The 15,906-nt window shown below is 70.1% G+C and carries 14 protein-coding genes; 10 read left to right on the forward strand and 4 right to left on the reverse strand.

The features are described from left to right. The first annotated feature begins 27 nt into the window (after positions 1-27). Both MT346_RS17540 and MT346_RS17545 read left to right on the forward strand, forming a co-directional pair. On the forward strand, positions 28-627 hold the full coding sequence (locus MT346_RS17540) for a TetR family transcriptional regulator (RefSeq protein WP_243564384.1): 600 nt from the start codon (positions 28-30) through the stop codon (positions 625-627). A 155-nt stretch (positions 628-782) separates the two neighbouring features. Beyond that, a complete protein-coding gene (locus MT346_RS17545; RefSeq protein ID WP_243564385.1) occupies positions 783-1,334 on the forward strand; it encodes a hypothetical protein in 552 nt (183 codons plus the stop codon). Here MT346_RS17545 and MT346_RS17550 read toward each other — a convergent pair. After that, positions 1,331-2,359, reverse strand: a complete 1,029-nt coding sequence (locus MT346_RS17550; RefSeq protein WP_243564386.1) for a cation diffusion facilitator family transporter — start codon at positions 2,357-2,359, stop codon at positions 1,331-1,333. The genes MT346_RS17545 and MT346_RS17550 overlap by 4 nt on opposite strands. Before the next feature lie 241 nt (positions 2,360-2,600). Here MT346_RS17550 and ileS point away from each other — a divergent pair, with 241 nt between their 5' ends. The 4 genes from ileS to ndk are packed head-to-tail and all read left to right on the forward strand — an operon-like array spanning position 2,601 to position 8,197. Next, positions 2,601-5,864: an isoleucine--tRNA ligase gene (ileS, locus tag MT346_RS17555; RefSeq protein WP_243564387.1), complete on the forward strand. Its 3,264-nt coding sequence runs from the start codon at positions 2,601-2,603 to the stop codon at positions 5,862-5,864. Further along, positions 5,861-7,333, forward strand: coding sequence for a folylpolyglutamate synthase/dihydrofolate synthase family protein (locus MT346_RS17560; RefSeq protein ID WP_243564389.1), 1,473 nt, complete (start codon positions 5,861-5,863; stop codon positions 7,331-7,333). The genes ileS and MT346_RS17560 overlap by 4 nt, the downstream gene beginning before the upstream one ends. After that, on the forward strand, positions 7,330-7,743 hold the full coding sequence (locus MT346_RS17565) for a DUF4233 domain-containing protein (RefSeq protein ID WP_243564390.1): 414 nt from the start codon (positions 7,330-7,332) through the stop codon (positions 7,741-7,743). The genes MT346_RS17560 and MT346_RS17565 overlap by 4 nt, the downstream gene beginning before the upstream one ends. 34 nt (positions 7,744-7,777) lie before the next feature. After that, positions 7,778-8,197, forward strand: a complete 420-nt coding sequence (gene ndk, locus MT346_RS17570; RefSeq protein ID WP_243564392.1) for a nucleoside-diphosphate kinase — start codon at positions 7,778-7,780, stop codon at positions 8,195-8,197. 965 nt (positions 8,198-9,162) lie between these two features. Here the strand turns inward: ndk and MT346_RS17575 are convergent. Continuing rightward, positions 9,163-10,029, reverse strand: a complete 867-nt coding sequence (locus MT346_RS17575) for a thioredoxin domain-containing protein (RefSeq protein ID WP_243564394.1) — start codon at positions 10,027-10,029, stop codon at positions 9,163-9,165. A 136-nt stretch (positions 10,030-10,165) separates the two neighbouring features. Then, the gene (locus tag MT346_RS17580) at positions 10,166-10,765 is read right to left on the reverse strand and encodes a vitamin K epoxide reductase family protein (RefSeq protein ID WP_243564395.1); all 600 of its coding nucleotides are present in this window, start codon (positions 10,763-10,765) and stop codon (positions 10,166-10,168) included. Positions 10,766-11,094: 329 nt separating this feature from the next. Here MT346_RS17580 and MT346_RS17585 point away from each other — a divergent pair, with 329 nt between their 5' ends. Further along, positions 11,095-14,010: an Rne/Rng family ribonuclease gene (locus MT346_RS17585; protein ID WP_243564397.1), complete on the forward strand. Its 2,916-nt coding sequence runs from the start codon at positions 11,095-11,097 to the stop codon at positions 14,008-14,010. A 2-nt stretch (positions 14,011-14,012) separates the two neighbouring features. Continuing rightward, on the forward strand, positions 14,013-14,654 hold the full coding sequence (locus MT346_RS17590) for a hypothetical protein (RefSeq protein WP_243564399.1): 642 nt from the start codon (positions 14,013-14,015) through the stop codon (positions 14,652-14,654). Positions 14,655-14,800: 146 nt separating this feature from the next. Here MT346_RS17590 and MT346_RS17595 read toward each other — a convergent pair whose 3' ends face one another. Beyond that, entirely contained in the window at positions 14,801-15,073 is a 273-nt protein-coding gene (locus MT346_RS17595; protein WP_243564401.1) for a DUF4031 domain-containing protein, read from the reverse strand. A 203-nt stretch (positions 15,074-15,276) separates the two neighbouring features. Here MT346_RS17595 and rplU point away from each other — a divergent pair, with 203 nt between their 5' ends. Together rplU and rpmA are read left to right on the forward strand one after the other, a co-directional pair. Continuing rightward, positions 15,277-15,585 (forward strand): 50S ribosomal protein L21, encoded by a 309-nt coding sequence (gene rplU / locus MT346_RS17600; RefSeq protein ID WP_243564403.1) that lies wholly within the window; start codon positions 15,277-15,279, stop codon positions 15,583-15,585. A 14-nt stretch (positions 15,586-15,599) separates the two neighbouring features. After that, positions 15,600-15,851: a 50S ribosomal protein L27 gene (rpmA, locus tag MT346_RS17605; RefSeq protein WP_243564404.1), complete on the forward strand. Its 252-nt coding sequence runs from the start codon at positions 15,600-15,602 to the stop codon at positions 15,849-15,851. Positions 15,852-15,906 lie beyond the last annotated feature (55 nt).

The raw sequence follows: 15,906 nt of genomic DNA on the forward strand, positions 1-15,906 counted from the left end.
ACCGAGTCTAGCGGTTGAATGGAGCCCATGGACGAACCGATCCGCCGCGGAGGCCGCCCGCGCCGCTCCAGTGCCGAGGTGCTGGCGGACGCCGCCGCCGAGCTCTTCCTCGAGCAGGGCTACGCGCGCACGACGGTCGACCAGATCGCCGTCCGCGCCGGGGTCAGCCGTGCCACGTTCTTCAACTACTTCCCGGCGAAGTCCGACGTGATGTGGCTCGAGCTCGACGCCGCGGTGGGGTCGCTCCCGCAGCTGCTCGCCGCGTCCACCGAGACCTCGGCGGTCCGTGCCGTCGAGGGCGCCCTGCTCGCGGCCGCCCGGGCGCACGATCCCGATCGGGTGCCGTGGGCGATCGCGCAGGCCGAGGTGATGGGCATCGGGCAGGAACTCGTCGCGAGCGTCGCGGCCCGGGTGACCGCGCAGCACGCGGCGGTCGCCGCCGACGTCGCTCGACGGACGGGGGAGTACGCGGGTGCGCTGTGGCCGCAGACGGTGGCGGGGGCGATGCTCGGCGCTGCTGCCGCGGCGTTCGGGGTGTGGGTCACCGACGGGGTCTCGCGACGACCGCTCGTCGAGTACGTCGCCGCGGCGCTGACGCCGGTGGTCGCGGGGCTCGACGCGCGCTGAGACGGACCGCGGGCAGGTGGCGGGCCGGCACCGGGCCTCCTGTCCGCACCGTGCCGCGGCACGACACCTGCCGAGGCGCGCGTGGAACTGTTAGGTTCAGCCTGCGCCGCCCACGGGGGAAGGCGCGTCCGACGAACCGGGGGACCATGTCCGACATGCCTGCGCAGAACCAGCCCAACGGCCAGCCGCCGTTCCAGCCGAACGGCCAGCCGCCGTTCCCGCAGAGCGGCCAGCCGTACCAGCCCGGCGGCCAGCCGCCGTACCAGCAGCAGCCCCCGACGCCGCCGACCGGCCAGTCCCGCGGCAAGCGCGTGCTCGTCGCGGTCATCGGCGTGGTCGTGGCGATCGTCGTCGCGGTGCTCGTCCGCCAGGGGTTCAACGCCGCGTTCGGTGAGTCCAAGCAGGACATCGTCAACGAGGGCGTCAAGCAGATCAAGGCGCAGACGACCCTGCCCAAGCAGGTGGACTCGGTCACGACGTGGACGGGTGTGTCCGCCGAGGACGGCACCATCCACTACCGCTACACCGTGCAGGCCGACCCGTCGCAGCTCGACGAGAGCGCCCTGCACGACAGCGTGGAGCGGCAGCTCTGCTCGACCACGGAGACGAAGAAGCTGCTGGACCGCGACATCGCGATGCGGTACTCGTACGGGTTCGACGGGTCCAGCAAGACGATCGACATGACCTTCACGAAGGCGGACTGCTAGGCCCGCAGCGTCCCCGCACCGCCCGCGGCGACGTCCTCGACGGTGCCGTCGCGCACCGTCTCGGGGACGTCGCCGCCGGTCGGCACGAGCGCGGCGTCGTCCGGCAGGCTCAGCGTCAGGACGGCCTCTTCGATGTACTGGCTGTCCTCGAGGGACTGCTCGACGTCGCGCAACCGGACCGCCACGTGCGACTCGTCCTCGTTTCCGGTGAGGTCGACCGCGGCGACCAGGTACACCTTCGACGGCCCGACGAACTCCAGGTGCAGGTACGTCACCCGCTCGATCTGCTTGCGGGAGAGCAGTTCGACGAGCACGGCGTTCTCGAGCTCGGGCGACGTGCTCTCGCCCAGCAGGAAGCGGCGGTTGCGGTCGATGAGGATGATCGCCACGACACCGAGCAGCACGCCGATCGCGATGGAGCCGATCGCGTCGAACACCGCCAGGCCCGTGACCTGGTGCAGGAACACGCCGAGGAACGCGACGACCAGACCGATCAGCGCCGCTGCGTCCTCGGCGAACACCGCACGCAGCGTCGGGTTCGAGGACTGCAGCACGTGGCGCAGCACGGGCACGCGGCGCTTCGTCGCGGCACCGTGCGCCTGCCGGTACGCCTGCAGGAAGCTCGTCCCCTCGAGCACCACCGCGATGGCCAGCACCACGTAGTTGAGGACGACGTCCTCGGCGGGGCCGGTCTCGCCGAGCTGGGTGATGCCGTGGTAGATCGACACGATCGCGCCCGCGGTGAACAGCCCGAATGCGGCGAACATCGACCAGATGTAGGTCTCGCGGCCGTAGCCCATCGGGTGCTTGACGTCACGCTTGCGGGCACCGCGGCGTTCGGCCACCAGCAGGAAGATCTCGTTCCCGGTGTCCGCCCACGAGTGCGCCGCCTCGGCCACCATCGACGCCGACCCGGTCAGCAGCGACGCGATGGTCTTCGCGATCGCGATCAGCAGGTTGGCGCCGAAGGCGATGACGACGGTGGTCAGGGACTCGGGCCGGTCCTGCTGTTCTGACGAGGGCATTCCTCCAGCATGCTCCCGTTGGGTAGACTCGGGTGCACAAGGCGTCGATCCGGCCATCACCGGGGAGTCTCCGGAAGAACGCGGGCCACGCGAGCGGGCCGTCAGTAGAACCGGACGGGTTCGGGACCGTCACCATCCCGGCAACGAGCGGTCGGCCCGGGTCTCCGGAACGGCAAGCGAGGTGGTACCGCGGAGCACGCTCCGTCCTCGTGGAGAGCAACCGAACCCACAGGAGCAACCGGTGCGATACCCACTGAACCGCCCAGCAGACGCCCCCGCTGGCGTCACCCCGTCGCCGTCCTTCCCCGCTGTCGAGCAGGGGATCCTGGCGTTCTGGAAGGGCGACGACACGTTCCGGGCGTCGATCCAGGCGCGTCAGGGCTGCGACGAGTGGGTGTTCTACGACGGTCCGCCGTTCGCCAACGGCCTGCCGCACTACGGGCACCTGCTGACCGGCTACGCCAAGGACGTCTTCCCGCGCTACCAGACCATGCGCGGCAGGCAGGTGCACCGCCGCTTCGGGTGGGACACGCACGGCCTGCCCGCCGAGCTCGAGGCGATGCGGCAGCTCGGCATCACCGAGAAGCACGAGATCGATGCGATGGGCATCGACGTCTTCAACGCCGCCGCGCGGAAGTCGGTGCTGCAGTACACCGACGAGTGGCAGCAGTACGTCACGCGGCAGGCGCGCTGGGTCGACTTCGAGGACGACTACAAGACGCTCGACGTCACCTACATGGAGAGCGTCCTGTGGGCGTGGAAGCAGCTGTGGGAGAAGGGCCTGGCCTACGAGGGCTTCCGCGTCCTGCCGTACTGCTGGAACGACCAGACCCCGCTGTCCAACCACGAACTGCGCATGGACGACGACGTCTACCAGACGCGCCAGGACCAGTCCGTCACGGTGTCGTTCCCGCTGCGGGGCGCTCGCGCCGATGCGCTGGGTCTCTCCGGTGTGCGTGCGCTCGCCTGGACGACGACCCCGTGGACGCTGCCGACGAACGCCGCCCTGGCCGTCGGCCCGGCGGTCGCGTACGTGGTGCTGCCCGCCGGTCCTGGAGGCTCCGCTGACGGTGCCGACGCCGGCTCGGTCTCCTACATGCTGGCTGCCGACACCGTGGCCGCGTACGCCAAGGACCTCGGCTACGCGTCGCCGGACGACGCCGTCGCGGCGGTCACCCGAGCGCTCGTCGGGTCCGAGCTCGACGGCGTCGAGTACGAGCGCCTGTTCGACTTCCTGGCCGAGGCCGAGGGCATGGAGCACGCCTGGCGGATCCTGGTGGCCGACTACGTCGAGACGGGCGAGGGCACCGGCATCGTGCACCAGGCCCCGGCGTACGGCGCCGACGACCAAGAGGTCTGCGCCGCCGCGGGCATCCCCGTCGTGCTCTCGCTCGACGAGGGCGGCGTGTTCACGTCGCAGTTCCCGCTCGTCGCCGGACAGCTGTGGTCCGACGCCAACAAGCCGCTGACCAAGGCCGTCCGTGATGCCGGGCGCCTGCTGCGCCAGGCGTCGTACGAGCACAGCTACCCGCACTGCTGGCGCTGCCGCAAGCCCCTGATCTACAAGGCCGTCTCGTCGTGGTTCGTCCGCGTCACCGAGATCCGCGACCGGATGGGCGAGCTCAACCAGGGCATCAACTGGGTGCCGGACAACGTCAAGGACGGCCAGTTCGGCAAGTGGGTCGGCAACGCCATCGACTGGTCGGTGTCCCGCAACCGGTACTTCGGCACGCCGATCCCGGTGTGGGTGTCCGACGACCCCGAGCACCCGCGCACCGACGTGTACGGCTCGCTCGAGGAGATCGAACGCGACTTCGGCCGGCTGCCGGTGAACGCCGAGGGACAGGTCGACCTGCACCGTCCGTTCATCGACGAGCTGACCCGGCCGAACCCGGACGACCCCACGGGTGCCTCGACCATGCGCCGCATCTCGGACGTCTTCGACGTGTGGTTCGACTCCGGGTCGATGCCGTACGCCCAGGTGCACTACCCGTTCGAGAACCGGGAGTGGTTCGACACCCACAACCCGGCCGACTTCATCGTCGAGTACATCGGGCAGACCCGCGGCTGGTTCTACGTCATGCACGTGCTGTCGACCGCGCTGTTCGACCGCCCGGCGTTCACGAACGTCGTCAGCCACGGCATCGTGCTGGGCTCCGACGGCCAGAAGATGTCGAAGAGCCTGCGGAACTACCCGGACGTGTCCGAGGTGTTCGACCGTGACGGCGCCGACGCGATGCGCTGGTTCCTGATGTCGTCGTCGGTGATCCGCGGCGGCAACCTCGTCGTCACCGAAGAGGGCATCCGCCAGGGCGTCCGCGAGTTCCTGCTGCCGTTCTGGTCGACGTACTACTTCTTCACGCTGTACGCGAATGCGTCCGGGCCCGACGGGTACCAGGCATCGCGCCGCACGGACAGCACCGACGTGCTCGACCGGTACCTGCTCGCGAAGACCCGCCTGCTCGTCACCGACGTCACGACGCACCTCGACGCGCTCGACACCCCGCTGGCGGCCCAGGCCATCCGCGACTTCGCCGACGTGCTGACCAACTGGTACGTCCGCCGGTCCCGCGACAAGTTCTGGCTCGGTGCCGCGTCGTCGGAGTCCGCGAAGGCCGCGTTCGACACGCTGTCCACCGCGCTCGAGACGCTGGCCCGGGTCGCCGCACCACTCGCGCCGCTGGTGTCGGAGGAGGTCTGGAAGGGCCTGACCGGCGGCCGCAGCGTGCACCTGACCGACTGGCCCGACGCCGCCGAGTTCCCCGCCGACGACGCCCTGGTGGCCGCGATGGACCGCGTGCGGGACGTCGCATCGAAGGGGCTCGCGCTCCGCAAGGCGACCAGCAGGCGTGTCCGTCTGCCGCTCGCCACGCTGACGCTCGTCGTGCCGGACCCCGCGGCCGTCGAACCGTTCGTCGACATCCTGCGCGACGAGCTCAACGTGAAGCGGGTCGTGCTCGAGCCCCAGGCAGAGGAGTCCCTCGCGCAGTACGGCATCGAGCGCAAGCTCACCGTCAACGCCCGTGCGGCCGGCCCCCGCATCGGCAAGGCCGTGCAGCAGGTCATCCCCGCCGCCAAGCGCGGCGACTGGGTGGCGACCGACTCGGGCGTCACCGTGGGCGGGATCGACCTGGTCGAGGGCGAGTTCACGCTCGACCTGACCGTGGCCGACGCATCCACCGCCGTGGCGTTCCTGGACGGTGGTGGCTTCGTGGTGCTCGACACCGAGACCACGCCCGAGCTCGAGGCCGAGGGGCTGGCACGCGACGTCGTCCGTGCCGTGCAGCAGGCCCGTCGCGACGCCGACCTCGACGTCAGCGACCGCATCGTGCTGACGCTCGGGGCCGACCCGGCAGCGGCGGACGCCGTGCGCACGCATCAGGACCTGATCGCGGGGGAGACCCTCGCGACGACGATCGACGTGGTCGACACGACGTTCGGCAAGGACGAGGGCACCGCCGTGGGCGACGGTGCGAAGGTGAGTGTCGAGGTGACCCGCGCATGAGCGACAGCAACGAGTACGACGGCAGCCAGCACGACGACGACCGGTACGACGCCGACGGCATCGCGATCCCGGTGGGCACTCCCGCCGACGCGGACCCGATCGAGGCCGTGCCCTTCGGCGGTGACGACGAGCAGGTCCAGCGTGTCGAGGCCGCCCTGTACGCCCGGATCGGCGAGCAGTCACCCGAGCACCGTCTGACGGCCACCCGCCGCGCGGTCGAGTTGCTCGGCGACCCGCACCTGGCTTACCCGGTCATCCACCTGACGGGGACCAACGGCAAGACCTCGACCGCACGGATGACCGAGAGCATCATCCGCGCCCACGGCCTGCGCACCGGACTCATGACGAGCCCGCACCTGGTGTCCATCCGCGAACGGATCGTCATCGACGGTGCGCCGATCGCCGCCGACCGGTTCGTCGAGAACTGGGACGACATCACGCCGATCCTCGAGATCACCGACAAGGAGCTCACCGACAAGGGTGAGCTCCCGCTGACGTTCTTCGAGGCGCTGACCGTCCTTGCGCTGGCGTGCTTCGCCGAGGCACCCGTCGACGTCGCGGTGATCGAGGTCGGCATGGGCGGGGAGTGGGACTCCACGAACGTCGTGCAGAGCCAGGTGCAGGTGTTCACGCCGATCGCGATCGACCACGCCAAGCAGCTCGGCAACACCGTCGCCGAGATCGCCCGCACGAAGTCGGGGATCGTCAAGCCGTCGTCGGCCGTCGTGTCGAGCGCGCAGGTGCCCGAGGCGCTCGCCGAACTCGAGCGCGCGGCCGAGCTCACCGAGTCGACCCTGGCGGTCGAGGGCACCGGGTTCCGTGTCCTCGACGTCACGCCGGCCGTCGGCGGGCAGCTCGTCACCGTGCAGGGCGTCGCGGGCCGCTACGACGACCTGTTCCTGCCGTTGTTCGGCGCGCACCAGGCCCACAACGCCGCGGTCGCGATCGCCGCCGTCGAGTCGTTCATCGGTCGGGGGTCGCAGCCCCTCGACGAGGACGTCCTCAGCGAGGGTCTGGCGAGCGCGACCAGCCCCGGCCGGCTGCAGCCCATCGCCCAGGACCCGACGGTCGTGGTCGACGCGGCGCACAACCCGCACGGTGCGAAGGCCCTGGCCGAGGCGCTGCCCGTCGCGTTCCCGTCCGGCCACGTGGTCGGCGTCGTCGGCATCCTGGCCGACAAGGACGCCCGTGGGTTCGTCCGAGCGCTCAAGGACACGGTCGCCACGTTCGTCGTGACGCAGCCGCCGGGGGAGCGCGCGCTCGACGCCGATGCGTTCGCCCGGGTCGTCGTGGACGAGGTCGGGGACGACCTCGTGGTCGTCGAGCCCTCGCTCGCCCAGGCCCTGCAGGAAGCGCGCGACCTGGCGGACGAGGCCGAGGCGGACGACGCCATGGTGCTCGTCGCCGGTTCCATCGTGATGGTGGGCGCGGTCATGGACCTGGTCCACACCGAAGGAGGGTCGAAGTGACGGACGGACCACGGGCCTCCCGTCCGGGGCGCGCTCCCCGGACCCGGCGTCCGCGACGCGAGCGCGGGGCGCGTGAGAGCCTGACCTCGATCACCCTGGTGCTCGAGGCGATCATGTTCTTCTTCCCGATGCTCGTCGTGTTCGGCAAGCACACGCTGCCGGCCGGTGTGGCCTTCGGCGGCGGGCTCGCGGCGATCGTCGTGCTGGCCGTGGCCTCGCGCCTGACCGGTACCCGTGCCGGTGTAGGGTTCGGGTGGCTGCTGCAGGCGGCCATCCTCGCCACCGGCTTCATCGAACCGTTCATGTTCGTGGTGGGCCTGGTGTTCCTGGCGCTGTGGGTGTTCTGCTTCGTCAAGGGCGGTCAGCTCGACCGTCAGAACGCCGCCCGCCGAGCCGCTGCCGGCGACTGACCACATCCACCCCCAGAACCCCAGGGAGTACTGCGTGTCCGACTTCGAAGAGACCCTCGTCCTCGTCAAGCCCGACGGCGTGGCCCGCCAGCTGACCGGCGAGATCCTGCGCCGCATCGAGGCCAAGGGCTACGAGATCGTCGACCTGAAGATGCTCACCGCGCCGCGTGACCTGCTCGACGCGCACTACGAGGAGCACCAGGGCAAGCCGTTCTTCGAGCCGCTGGTCGAGTTCATGCAGTCCGGGCCCGTCGTCGCCGTGCGCGTCGCCGGCAACGGTGCGATCGCGGGCTTCCGGTCGCTCGCCGGCACCACCGACCCGACCTCGGCGGCACCCGGCACCATCCGCGGCGACCTCGGCCGTGACTGGGGCCTCAAGGTCCAGCAGAACCTGGTGCACGGCTCGGACAGCCCCGAGTCCGCCGCGCGCGAGCTCGGCCTCTGGTTCGCCTGAGCCGCTCCGCAGCGCTCGCGCTGCGCTTCGGTGCGCCCCGGCGCGCTTCGCACAACCGAAAGCACCCCGCACCACGTGATCACGTGGCGCGGGGTGCTTTTCGTTGTGTGCGCGGCGGCGGGCCGCCGCCGCGGGGGTGCTTCGCGCCCCCGTGCGAACGTCGCGCCCCCGCAGGACGGGGCGCGACGTTCACCCGGGGGTGCGATCCGCAAGCGGCGCGGGCGACGGCCTGGAGGGTCGCACCGGCCCGGCAGGCCGGTTGCGGGCCTCCAGGCAGTCGTGCCCGGCCGCGGGGCGGTGGCGGGTGCTTCGCACCCTTGTATGAGCGTCGCGCCCCCGCGGAACCGGGCGCAACGTGCGCAACGGGGCGCGATCACGGTGTATCCACATCGACGAAAGCCTCCGCACGGCAGTCGTACGGAGGCTTTCGTATTCTGGTGCGAGTGTCAGTGCATCAAGCTGGGCCGGCCGAGGCTCGCCCAGTCGAGAGGCACGCCGGGAACTTGTAGGTCAGGCTCCTCCCCGAGCCCACCGCGAGCTTCGGGCTCGTCTTCGTCCAAGCTGGGAAGCCGAGACCACCGTCACAATGCGCCTTGAACACCATGTACTTGATGTTCTCGCACGTAGCCGTCACCTGCCCGCTGATCGGATCGTAGGTGGTGTTCCGACAACCAGTCGCAGCCGACGCAGGGCCAGCCATCGCCACGGATCCGACGAGGACAGTTGCCCCCAGGACCGTTGCCGCAAGAAGACGACGAGCCTTGGAATTCTTCATGTGATTCCCCTCAATCGACACCCATCGGCCAAGCCCCCATGACGAGGTCCGGGGTGTCGCGTCGACCATACCGAACGGGCGGTGCGCAGTACAACATCGGGTTCGCTTCACTCACACAGCCGGGCACAGCTCAGAAAGAAGCGGGCCACGTCAGTGTCGACGGGGCCCGCTCAGGTTCTGGGGATGCGGGTTACTTGACCGCGCCACCGTTCTGCTCGACGAACGCGGCGAACGAGTCAGTGTCGCTCCATGCATTCGTGTTGTCCGCGTTGTACTGCTTGCCGTTCACGATGACCGTCGGCGTTCCGGTGAGCTTCGGCACGTCGGAGTTCGCGAGCGGTTCGTTCAGCACCCGGTTGGTGGCGTCTCCCACCCAGCTCTGGAAGCGCTGGTCGGTGATGCACTTCTCGACGTTCGGGTTCGTCGCGCCGGCCTTCTTCGCGATGGACGCGAGCTGGTCGTTCGTCAAGCCCCGAGTGCTCTCGGATGGCTGATTCGCGTAGAACGCCGTGTTGACGTCGAGGAAGGCGTCCGGGTCGTAGTTCGCGACACATGCTGCGGCTGCTGCGGCACGGGTCGAGTACTTGGAGCCGAGCGACAGGCGGTCCAGCAGGTTGAACGGGTGGATCTCGAGCGTTGCGGACCCGTTCTCGACCCACTTCTTGATCTGCGGCATGTTGCCGGTCTCGAACTGGTTGCACACGGGGCACATGTAGTCCTCGTACACGGTGATGTTCGCGACCGAGTCGTCCTGCTTGGTGGCCGTCGGCTTGCCGCCCTCGGGGATGGCCTTGGTCGTCACGGGGACGATCTTGCCGTTCTGCCCCTGCAGCACGATGCCGTCGCTGGCCATGTTCTTCGGGCCGGGGCCGGCGGGCTGCACCGAGTTGGCGATCACCAGCACGATCACGGCGACGATCGCGAGCGAGCCCACGATGATGCCGCTGATCGTCAGCGTCTTGTTGCGGCGCCGGCGGGCCTTCTCCTTCTCGCGCTGGGCCGCGGCACGTTCCCGTGCGGCGTTCCGGCGAGCCTTCTTGCTCTCGTTGTCGCTCATCGTGAAGAAGCGTAACGGGTGCCGGTGTGGCGACGGGCCCCGCTGGCTGAGAAGAGCCCAGGAGTCCGGTGACGTGTCACCGAGTGCGGGAAGCCCAGAGACGCGTGCGGGATGCCCGGAGACGCGTGCGTGGTGCTCAGAGGACGGACAGCACCGTCGGGAACATGATCAGGATCGTCAGGGCGATGACCACGTAGTTCGCCAGCGGGAAGGCCCAGCAGAAGGGCAGCAGCGCCCGACCGACACGCTGCGCACCCGGACCGAACGAGCCGCGCGCGGCGTTCCAGATGGTGAACACCCAGAACAGCGGGATCGTCATCGCCCAGACGAGCATGCACCACGGGCAGAGCGCACCGATCGACCAGACCGTCTGCGTGAAGAGCCAGGTGACGAAGACCCACGCCAGGAACAGCCCGACGTTGAAGGTGACCAGGAACCACCGCGATGCGCGTCCGCCCGCCAACAGCAGCACCCCGACGGCGATCGGCGCGACGAACCCCATCAACCCGAGCAGCGGGTTGGGGAAGCCGAACAGGTGCCCCTGCGGGCTCGTCATGACGTCCGAGCAGTTGATGAAAGGGTTGATGTCGCAGCTCAGCACGGCCTTGGGGTGCTCGTACTTCGCGAACTCGTCGAGCACCAGTCGGAACGCCGCGTACAGGGCGACCGCTCCGGTGACGAGCAGCAGCACTGCGATCGCGACGGGACGACGGGTGGTGGGTGCGGTCGTGGTCACGTCGACATGATGACATGCGCTTCTGCGCCTTCTCGCGACGCGCGTGCGATGATGGGGGAGTCGAGCGGGTCATCCCGCGCGACGACGAGAGCTTTCCGGGCACCTGCCCGGACGATCAGGCACGGTGAGAGCGTGCCGTGACCGGACGACGCGTCACTCCGACGCCGAGCCGAGCGGGGCCGGGTGCTCCGCCGGTCCGTGCGCACGACATGTCGACGCCGGACGGTCACTGACCAGCGAGTGCGGGCGGCGTCGCAGCCGTCCGCCACAACCACAGAGTTCCCGCCGCCCCTCGGGGTGAGGGCGGGGTCGAGGAGTGCACCAGTCCCATGGTGGAGCAGAACGAGAACAACGACCAGAACACCGACGACACCGCACCGAAGCGACGCGGCCGCCTGTTCGGCGGACGCCGCGCCAGGTCGGCAGGCACCCTGGAGGCCCGGACCGGCTCCCAGACGCCGACCGACGTGGCCGAGACGGGGACCACCGACACCGGCGCGGGCACCCAGGGCGACACCGCCCCCGGTCCCGAGTCGACGCCGGTCACCGGCTCCGTGTCCGTCGAGGTGCAGGCCGTGAGCGCGACCGACGCTCCCGACGACGTCAGCACGCTGACCGGCGACGTGCCGGTCGTCGACGCTGCTGCCGCGGCGCAGGCGGAAGCCACCGCGGTCGAGCAGTCGGACGCCGTCGTGCCCGCGGCCGACGAGCCCGTCGTCGCCGAGTCGGCACCGGACGCATCGTCGGTCGGTGCCGCCGCCGAGTCGACCGCCGCCGCCGCCGCGTCGGCCGCCGCCGCGCAGCCCGTCGAGGCGCCGGCAGCAGCGGAGCCCGTCGTGCCCCGTGCCACGTCGACGCTCAGCCTGATCTTCCACGCCCCGGTCCTGCCCGAGCTGCCGGCCCGCTCGTCCCGGAACGACCGGAACGACCGCGTCGACCGCTCCGAGCACGTCGACCGTGCCGAGCGTCCGGAGCGGTCCGACTGGGACGACGACGACGAGGACTTCGGTGGCGGCAGCCGTCGCCGGACCCGCCGCCGTGGCACCAGCGCCGACCGTGAACCGCGCGACCACCAGGAACCCCGTCGCCGCGAGGTCGAGCTCATCACCGAGCCCCAGCGCATCAAGGGCTCCACCCGGCTCGAGGCCAAGAAGCAGCGCCGCCGCGACGGCCGTGACGCCGGACGCCGTCGCCAGGTGGTGACCGAGGACGAGTTCCTCGCCCGCCGCGAGAGCGTCGACCGCCAGATGATCGTCCGTTCGAGCTCGGAGAAGATCGAGATCGGCGTCATCGAGGACAACGTCCTCGCCGAGCACTACGTCACCAAGTCGCACAACGTGTCGCTCATCGGCAACGTGTACCTCGGCAAGGTGCAGAACGTCCTGCCGTCGATGGAGGCCGCCTTCGTCGACATCGGTCGTGGCCGGAACGCCGTGCTGTACGCCGGCGAGGTCGACTGGAACTCCGTCGAGACGGGCAACCACGGCCGTCGCATCGAGGCGGCGCTCAAGCCGGGCGACAAGGTACTGGTGCAGGTCACGAAGGACCCGGTCGGCCACAAGGGCGCTCGTCTCACCAGCCAGGTCTCGCTGCCCGGCCGGTACCTGGTGTACGTGCCGAACGGCTCGATGAACGGCATCTCGCGCAAGCTCCCGGACACCGAGCGTGCCCGTCTCAAGAAGATCCTCAAGGAAGTCCTGCCGGAGCACGCGGGCGTCATCGTCCGCACCGCCGCCGAGGGTGCGACGGAAGAGCAGCTGACCCGCGACGTGCAGCGTCTGACCGCGCAGTGGGAGGCCATCCAGAAGAAGGTCGAGCACGGTCACGCACCGGTCATGCTCCACTCCGAGCCGGACCTGCTCGTGAAGATCGTCCGCGACGTCTTCAACGAGGACTTCACGAAGCTGCTCATCGACGGCGATGCCGCCCGCGCGACGATCGAGGAGTACCTCGACGCCGTCGCACCGGACCTGAAGGACCGCGTCGAGATCTACGACGGCCCGGACTCGTTCGAGGAGCACCGGCTCAACGAGCAGATCGACAAGGCGCTCGACCGCAAGGTCTGGCTGCCCTCGGGTGGCTCGCTCGTGATCGACCGCACCGAGGCCATGACGGTCGTCGACGTCAACACGGGCAAGTTCGTCGGCTCCGGCGGCAACCTCGAGGAGACCGTCACGAAGAACAACCTCGAGGCGGCCGAGGAGCTCGTGCGGCAGCTGCGGCTCCGCGACATCGGCGGGATCATCGTCGTCGACTTCATCGACATGGTGCTCGAGACCAACCGCGACCTCGTGCTGCGCCGCCTGATGGAGTGCCTCAGCCGCGACCGCACGAAGCACCAGGTCGCCGAGGTCACCTCGCTCGGCCTCGTGCAGATGACCCGCAAGAAGATCGGCGTCGGGCTGCGCGAGTCGCTCGAAGAGGTCAACGCGAACGTCAACGACAACAACGCCGATCCCGGCCCCTCCAAGGGTCGTCGCAAGGGCCGCGGTGGCAACGACGGCGGCAACGGGAACGGCAACGGCAACCAGAACGCCCAGCGCAGCAGCGGTGGCGAGCAGAAGTCGTCGCAGGCGCACCAGATCACGGACGACGTGAAGAACGCGCTGTCCCGGATCGCCGCGTCGACGATCGCCCACGACGAGGTCGTGGCGTCGAACCCGGCGACGCCCGCGTCGGCACCGTCGACCGAGGCCCCGGCCCCGGCCGCTGCGTCCTCGGACGCCGATGCGTCCGCCGCCGGCACCGAGCCGACCAGTGGCCCCAAGCGTCGTCGCCGCCGCGGCGGCCGCGCGAGCTCCGAGCAGTCGGCGCCCGCCACCACCGACGGGATCGTGACGGTGTCCGCTCCGGCGGCCACCCAGGCACCAGCCACCGAGGCCGCTGCGTCCGCGACGGCCGCGCAGCCCGCAGAGGCGGCGCAGTCCGAGCCGGCCGCAGCGTCCCAGGCACCCGCCGAGTCCGCGGCCCCGACCCGCCGTCGGGTGTCGTCCTCGGCACCGGTGACGCCTGCCGACACGAACGTCGCGATCCTCGACATCCCCGTCGCGGTGACGAAGCGCGAGCCCCGCAAGGCGCCCGATGCCGACTCGCTGCTCGACTCGGTGCTGCAGGCGCTCCCCGAGCCCAAGCAGCCCGGTCAGGGACGCTCGCGGTCGCGTCGCGTGTCGTCGGGCAGCATCAGCGCCCCGGCCACGTCCGACGGGCCCACGACCGACGACGGCCCCGTGATCCTGGGGAACTGAGCGTGACCGGGACCCCGACGCGGGCGTTCGCCCCCGGCGCCTCGCGCGAGGCCACGGCGGGCGCACTGATCGCCGTCGTCGGGGTCCTGGCCGTGCAGGCCGTGTCCGGACTCGCGGGCATGGTCGGCACGAGTCTGTACATCGGCCCCTTCGCGTTCCACGGCGGGCAGAACATCGTGCTGGAGTTCGCGACGGCCGTGTTCCTCAGCCCGTTCCCGTTCTACGCCGGGGCCTTCCTGACGCTGGCGTTCCTGACCCCGGTGGCCCGCCGCAGTCCGCTGCCGACGGTGCTGCTGCGTGCGGTGCTCGGCGGCGCGGGCGGAACCCTCGCCCTGGCGCTCGTCGGGGTCTTCACGGGCGCGTACGGCGCGTTCGGCGACGGGCCCCGTCGTCTCGTGACGGACGTGCTCACCGGACCGCTGCAGCGTGGCGTCCCCCTGACGGCGATGCTGCTGGCCGCCGCGACGGTGGCCTGGCTGTGGCTCGGACGACCGCGCGGCTCGGCGAGTGCGTCCGACCACCGTGCCGGCGCGCCCGGCACCACGCCGGGCACGGTCCGTCCCGCCGACGCCGTCCCCCCGCCGTCGTTCCCGCAGCAGCCACCGCGTCCGCCCGCCGGCCAGTGGGGCCAGCCCCGGCCCTGACCCACCCGGTCGCACGCCTTGCCGTCAGGCGTGGCCCGACGGTCTGGAGGCCCGTGGCGGGCCCGCACCGGGCCTCCAGACCGTCAGCGGGTCGCGCTCGGACCGGCACGTCGGTGCCCGTGTCCGTGCCCGTGTCGGTGCGCGCGTCAGTGCGCGCGCTTGTCGCGCTGCGGGACCCGCAGCCCGCTGTCGATCAGACGGAGGACGAGCTCGCGGCCCGTCACCTCGAGTGCTCCGAGCGCCACGAGTTCGTCGTACCGCGACAGCGGCACGTCGTAGTGGTCGTGGTCGAACGCGCGCGGCGGAACACCGGCGCGTGCAGCGAACGCGTGGAGTTCCGCGTAGGATGTGTCACTGACGAGGTGCGACCACACGGTTTCGTGTGCGGGCCACGTCGGTGGGTCGATCAACACGGTCACGTTGCAAGACTACGTGTGTCGCCGTTTGACCGGACCCATGGGCATCGAGTATTCTCGATCCCTGGTGTCACTGTGCCGTTCGGTCAGACGGTGCCGTTCGGCCAGCTGGCCGTTCCGCCTGTGGCTGATCATCGGTTCCGACCGGTCTGATCGTGCCTGGGCACCCGAGACTTCCCTCAAGCAGAGTTACGTAAGGATTCCACGTGGTTTACGCAGTAGTGCGCGCCGGCGGCCGTCAGGAGAAGGTCGAGGTCGGCACGATCATCACCATCGATCGCGCCAAGGCCGATGACAAGGGCAACATCGAGCTCGCGCCCGTGCTCCTCGTGGACGGTGACACGATCACCTCCGCCGCGTCCGACCTGGCCAAGGTGACCGTGACCGCCGAGGTGCTCGAGGACCTCCGCGGCAAGAAGGTCATCATCCAGAAGTTCAAGAACAAGACCGGTTACAAGAAGCGCCAGGGCTTCCGCGCGGACCTCACGCGCGTCAAGGTCACCAAGATCGCGTAAGGCGGGAGACAGACATGGCACACAAGAAGGGTGCGAGTTCCACTCGCAACGGTCGCGACTCGAACGCACAGCGCCTCGGCGTGAAGCGCTTCGGCGGTCAGGTCGTCAACGCCGGTGAGATCATCGTCCGCCAGCGCGGCACGCACTTCCACCCGGGTGACAACGTCGGTCGCGGTGGCGACGACACGCTGTTCGCACTGGCCGCCGGTGCGGTCGAGTTCGGCACCAAGGGTGGCCGCAAGGTCATCAACATCGTCAACGCGTAAGTCCCACGACGAGCGCTCACTGACGACGCAAGACTCTGGAAGAGGGGCAGGCCGC

The organism is Curtobacterium sp. VKM Ac-2922 (assembly GCF_022815645.1).
Lineage (GTDB): Bacteria > Actinomycetota > Actinomycetes > Actinomycetales > Microbacteriaceae > Curtobacterium.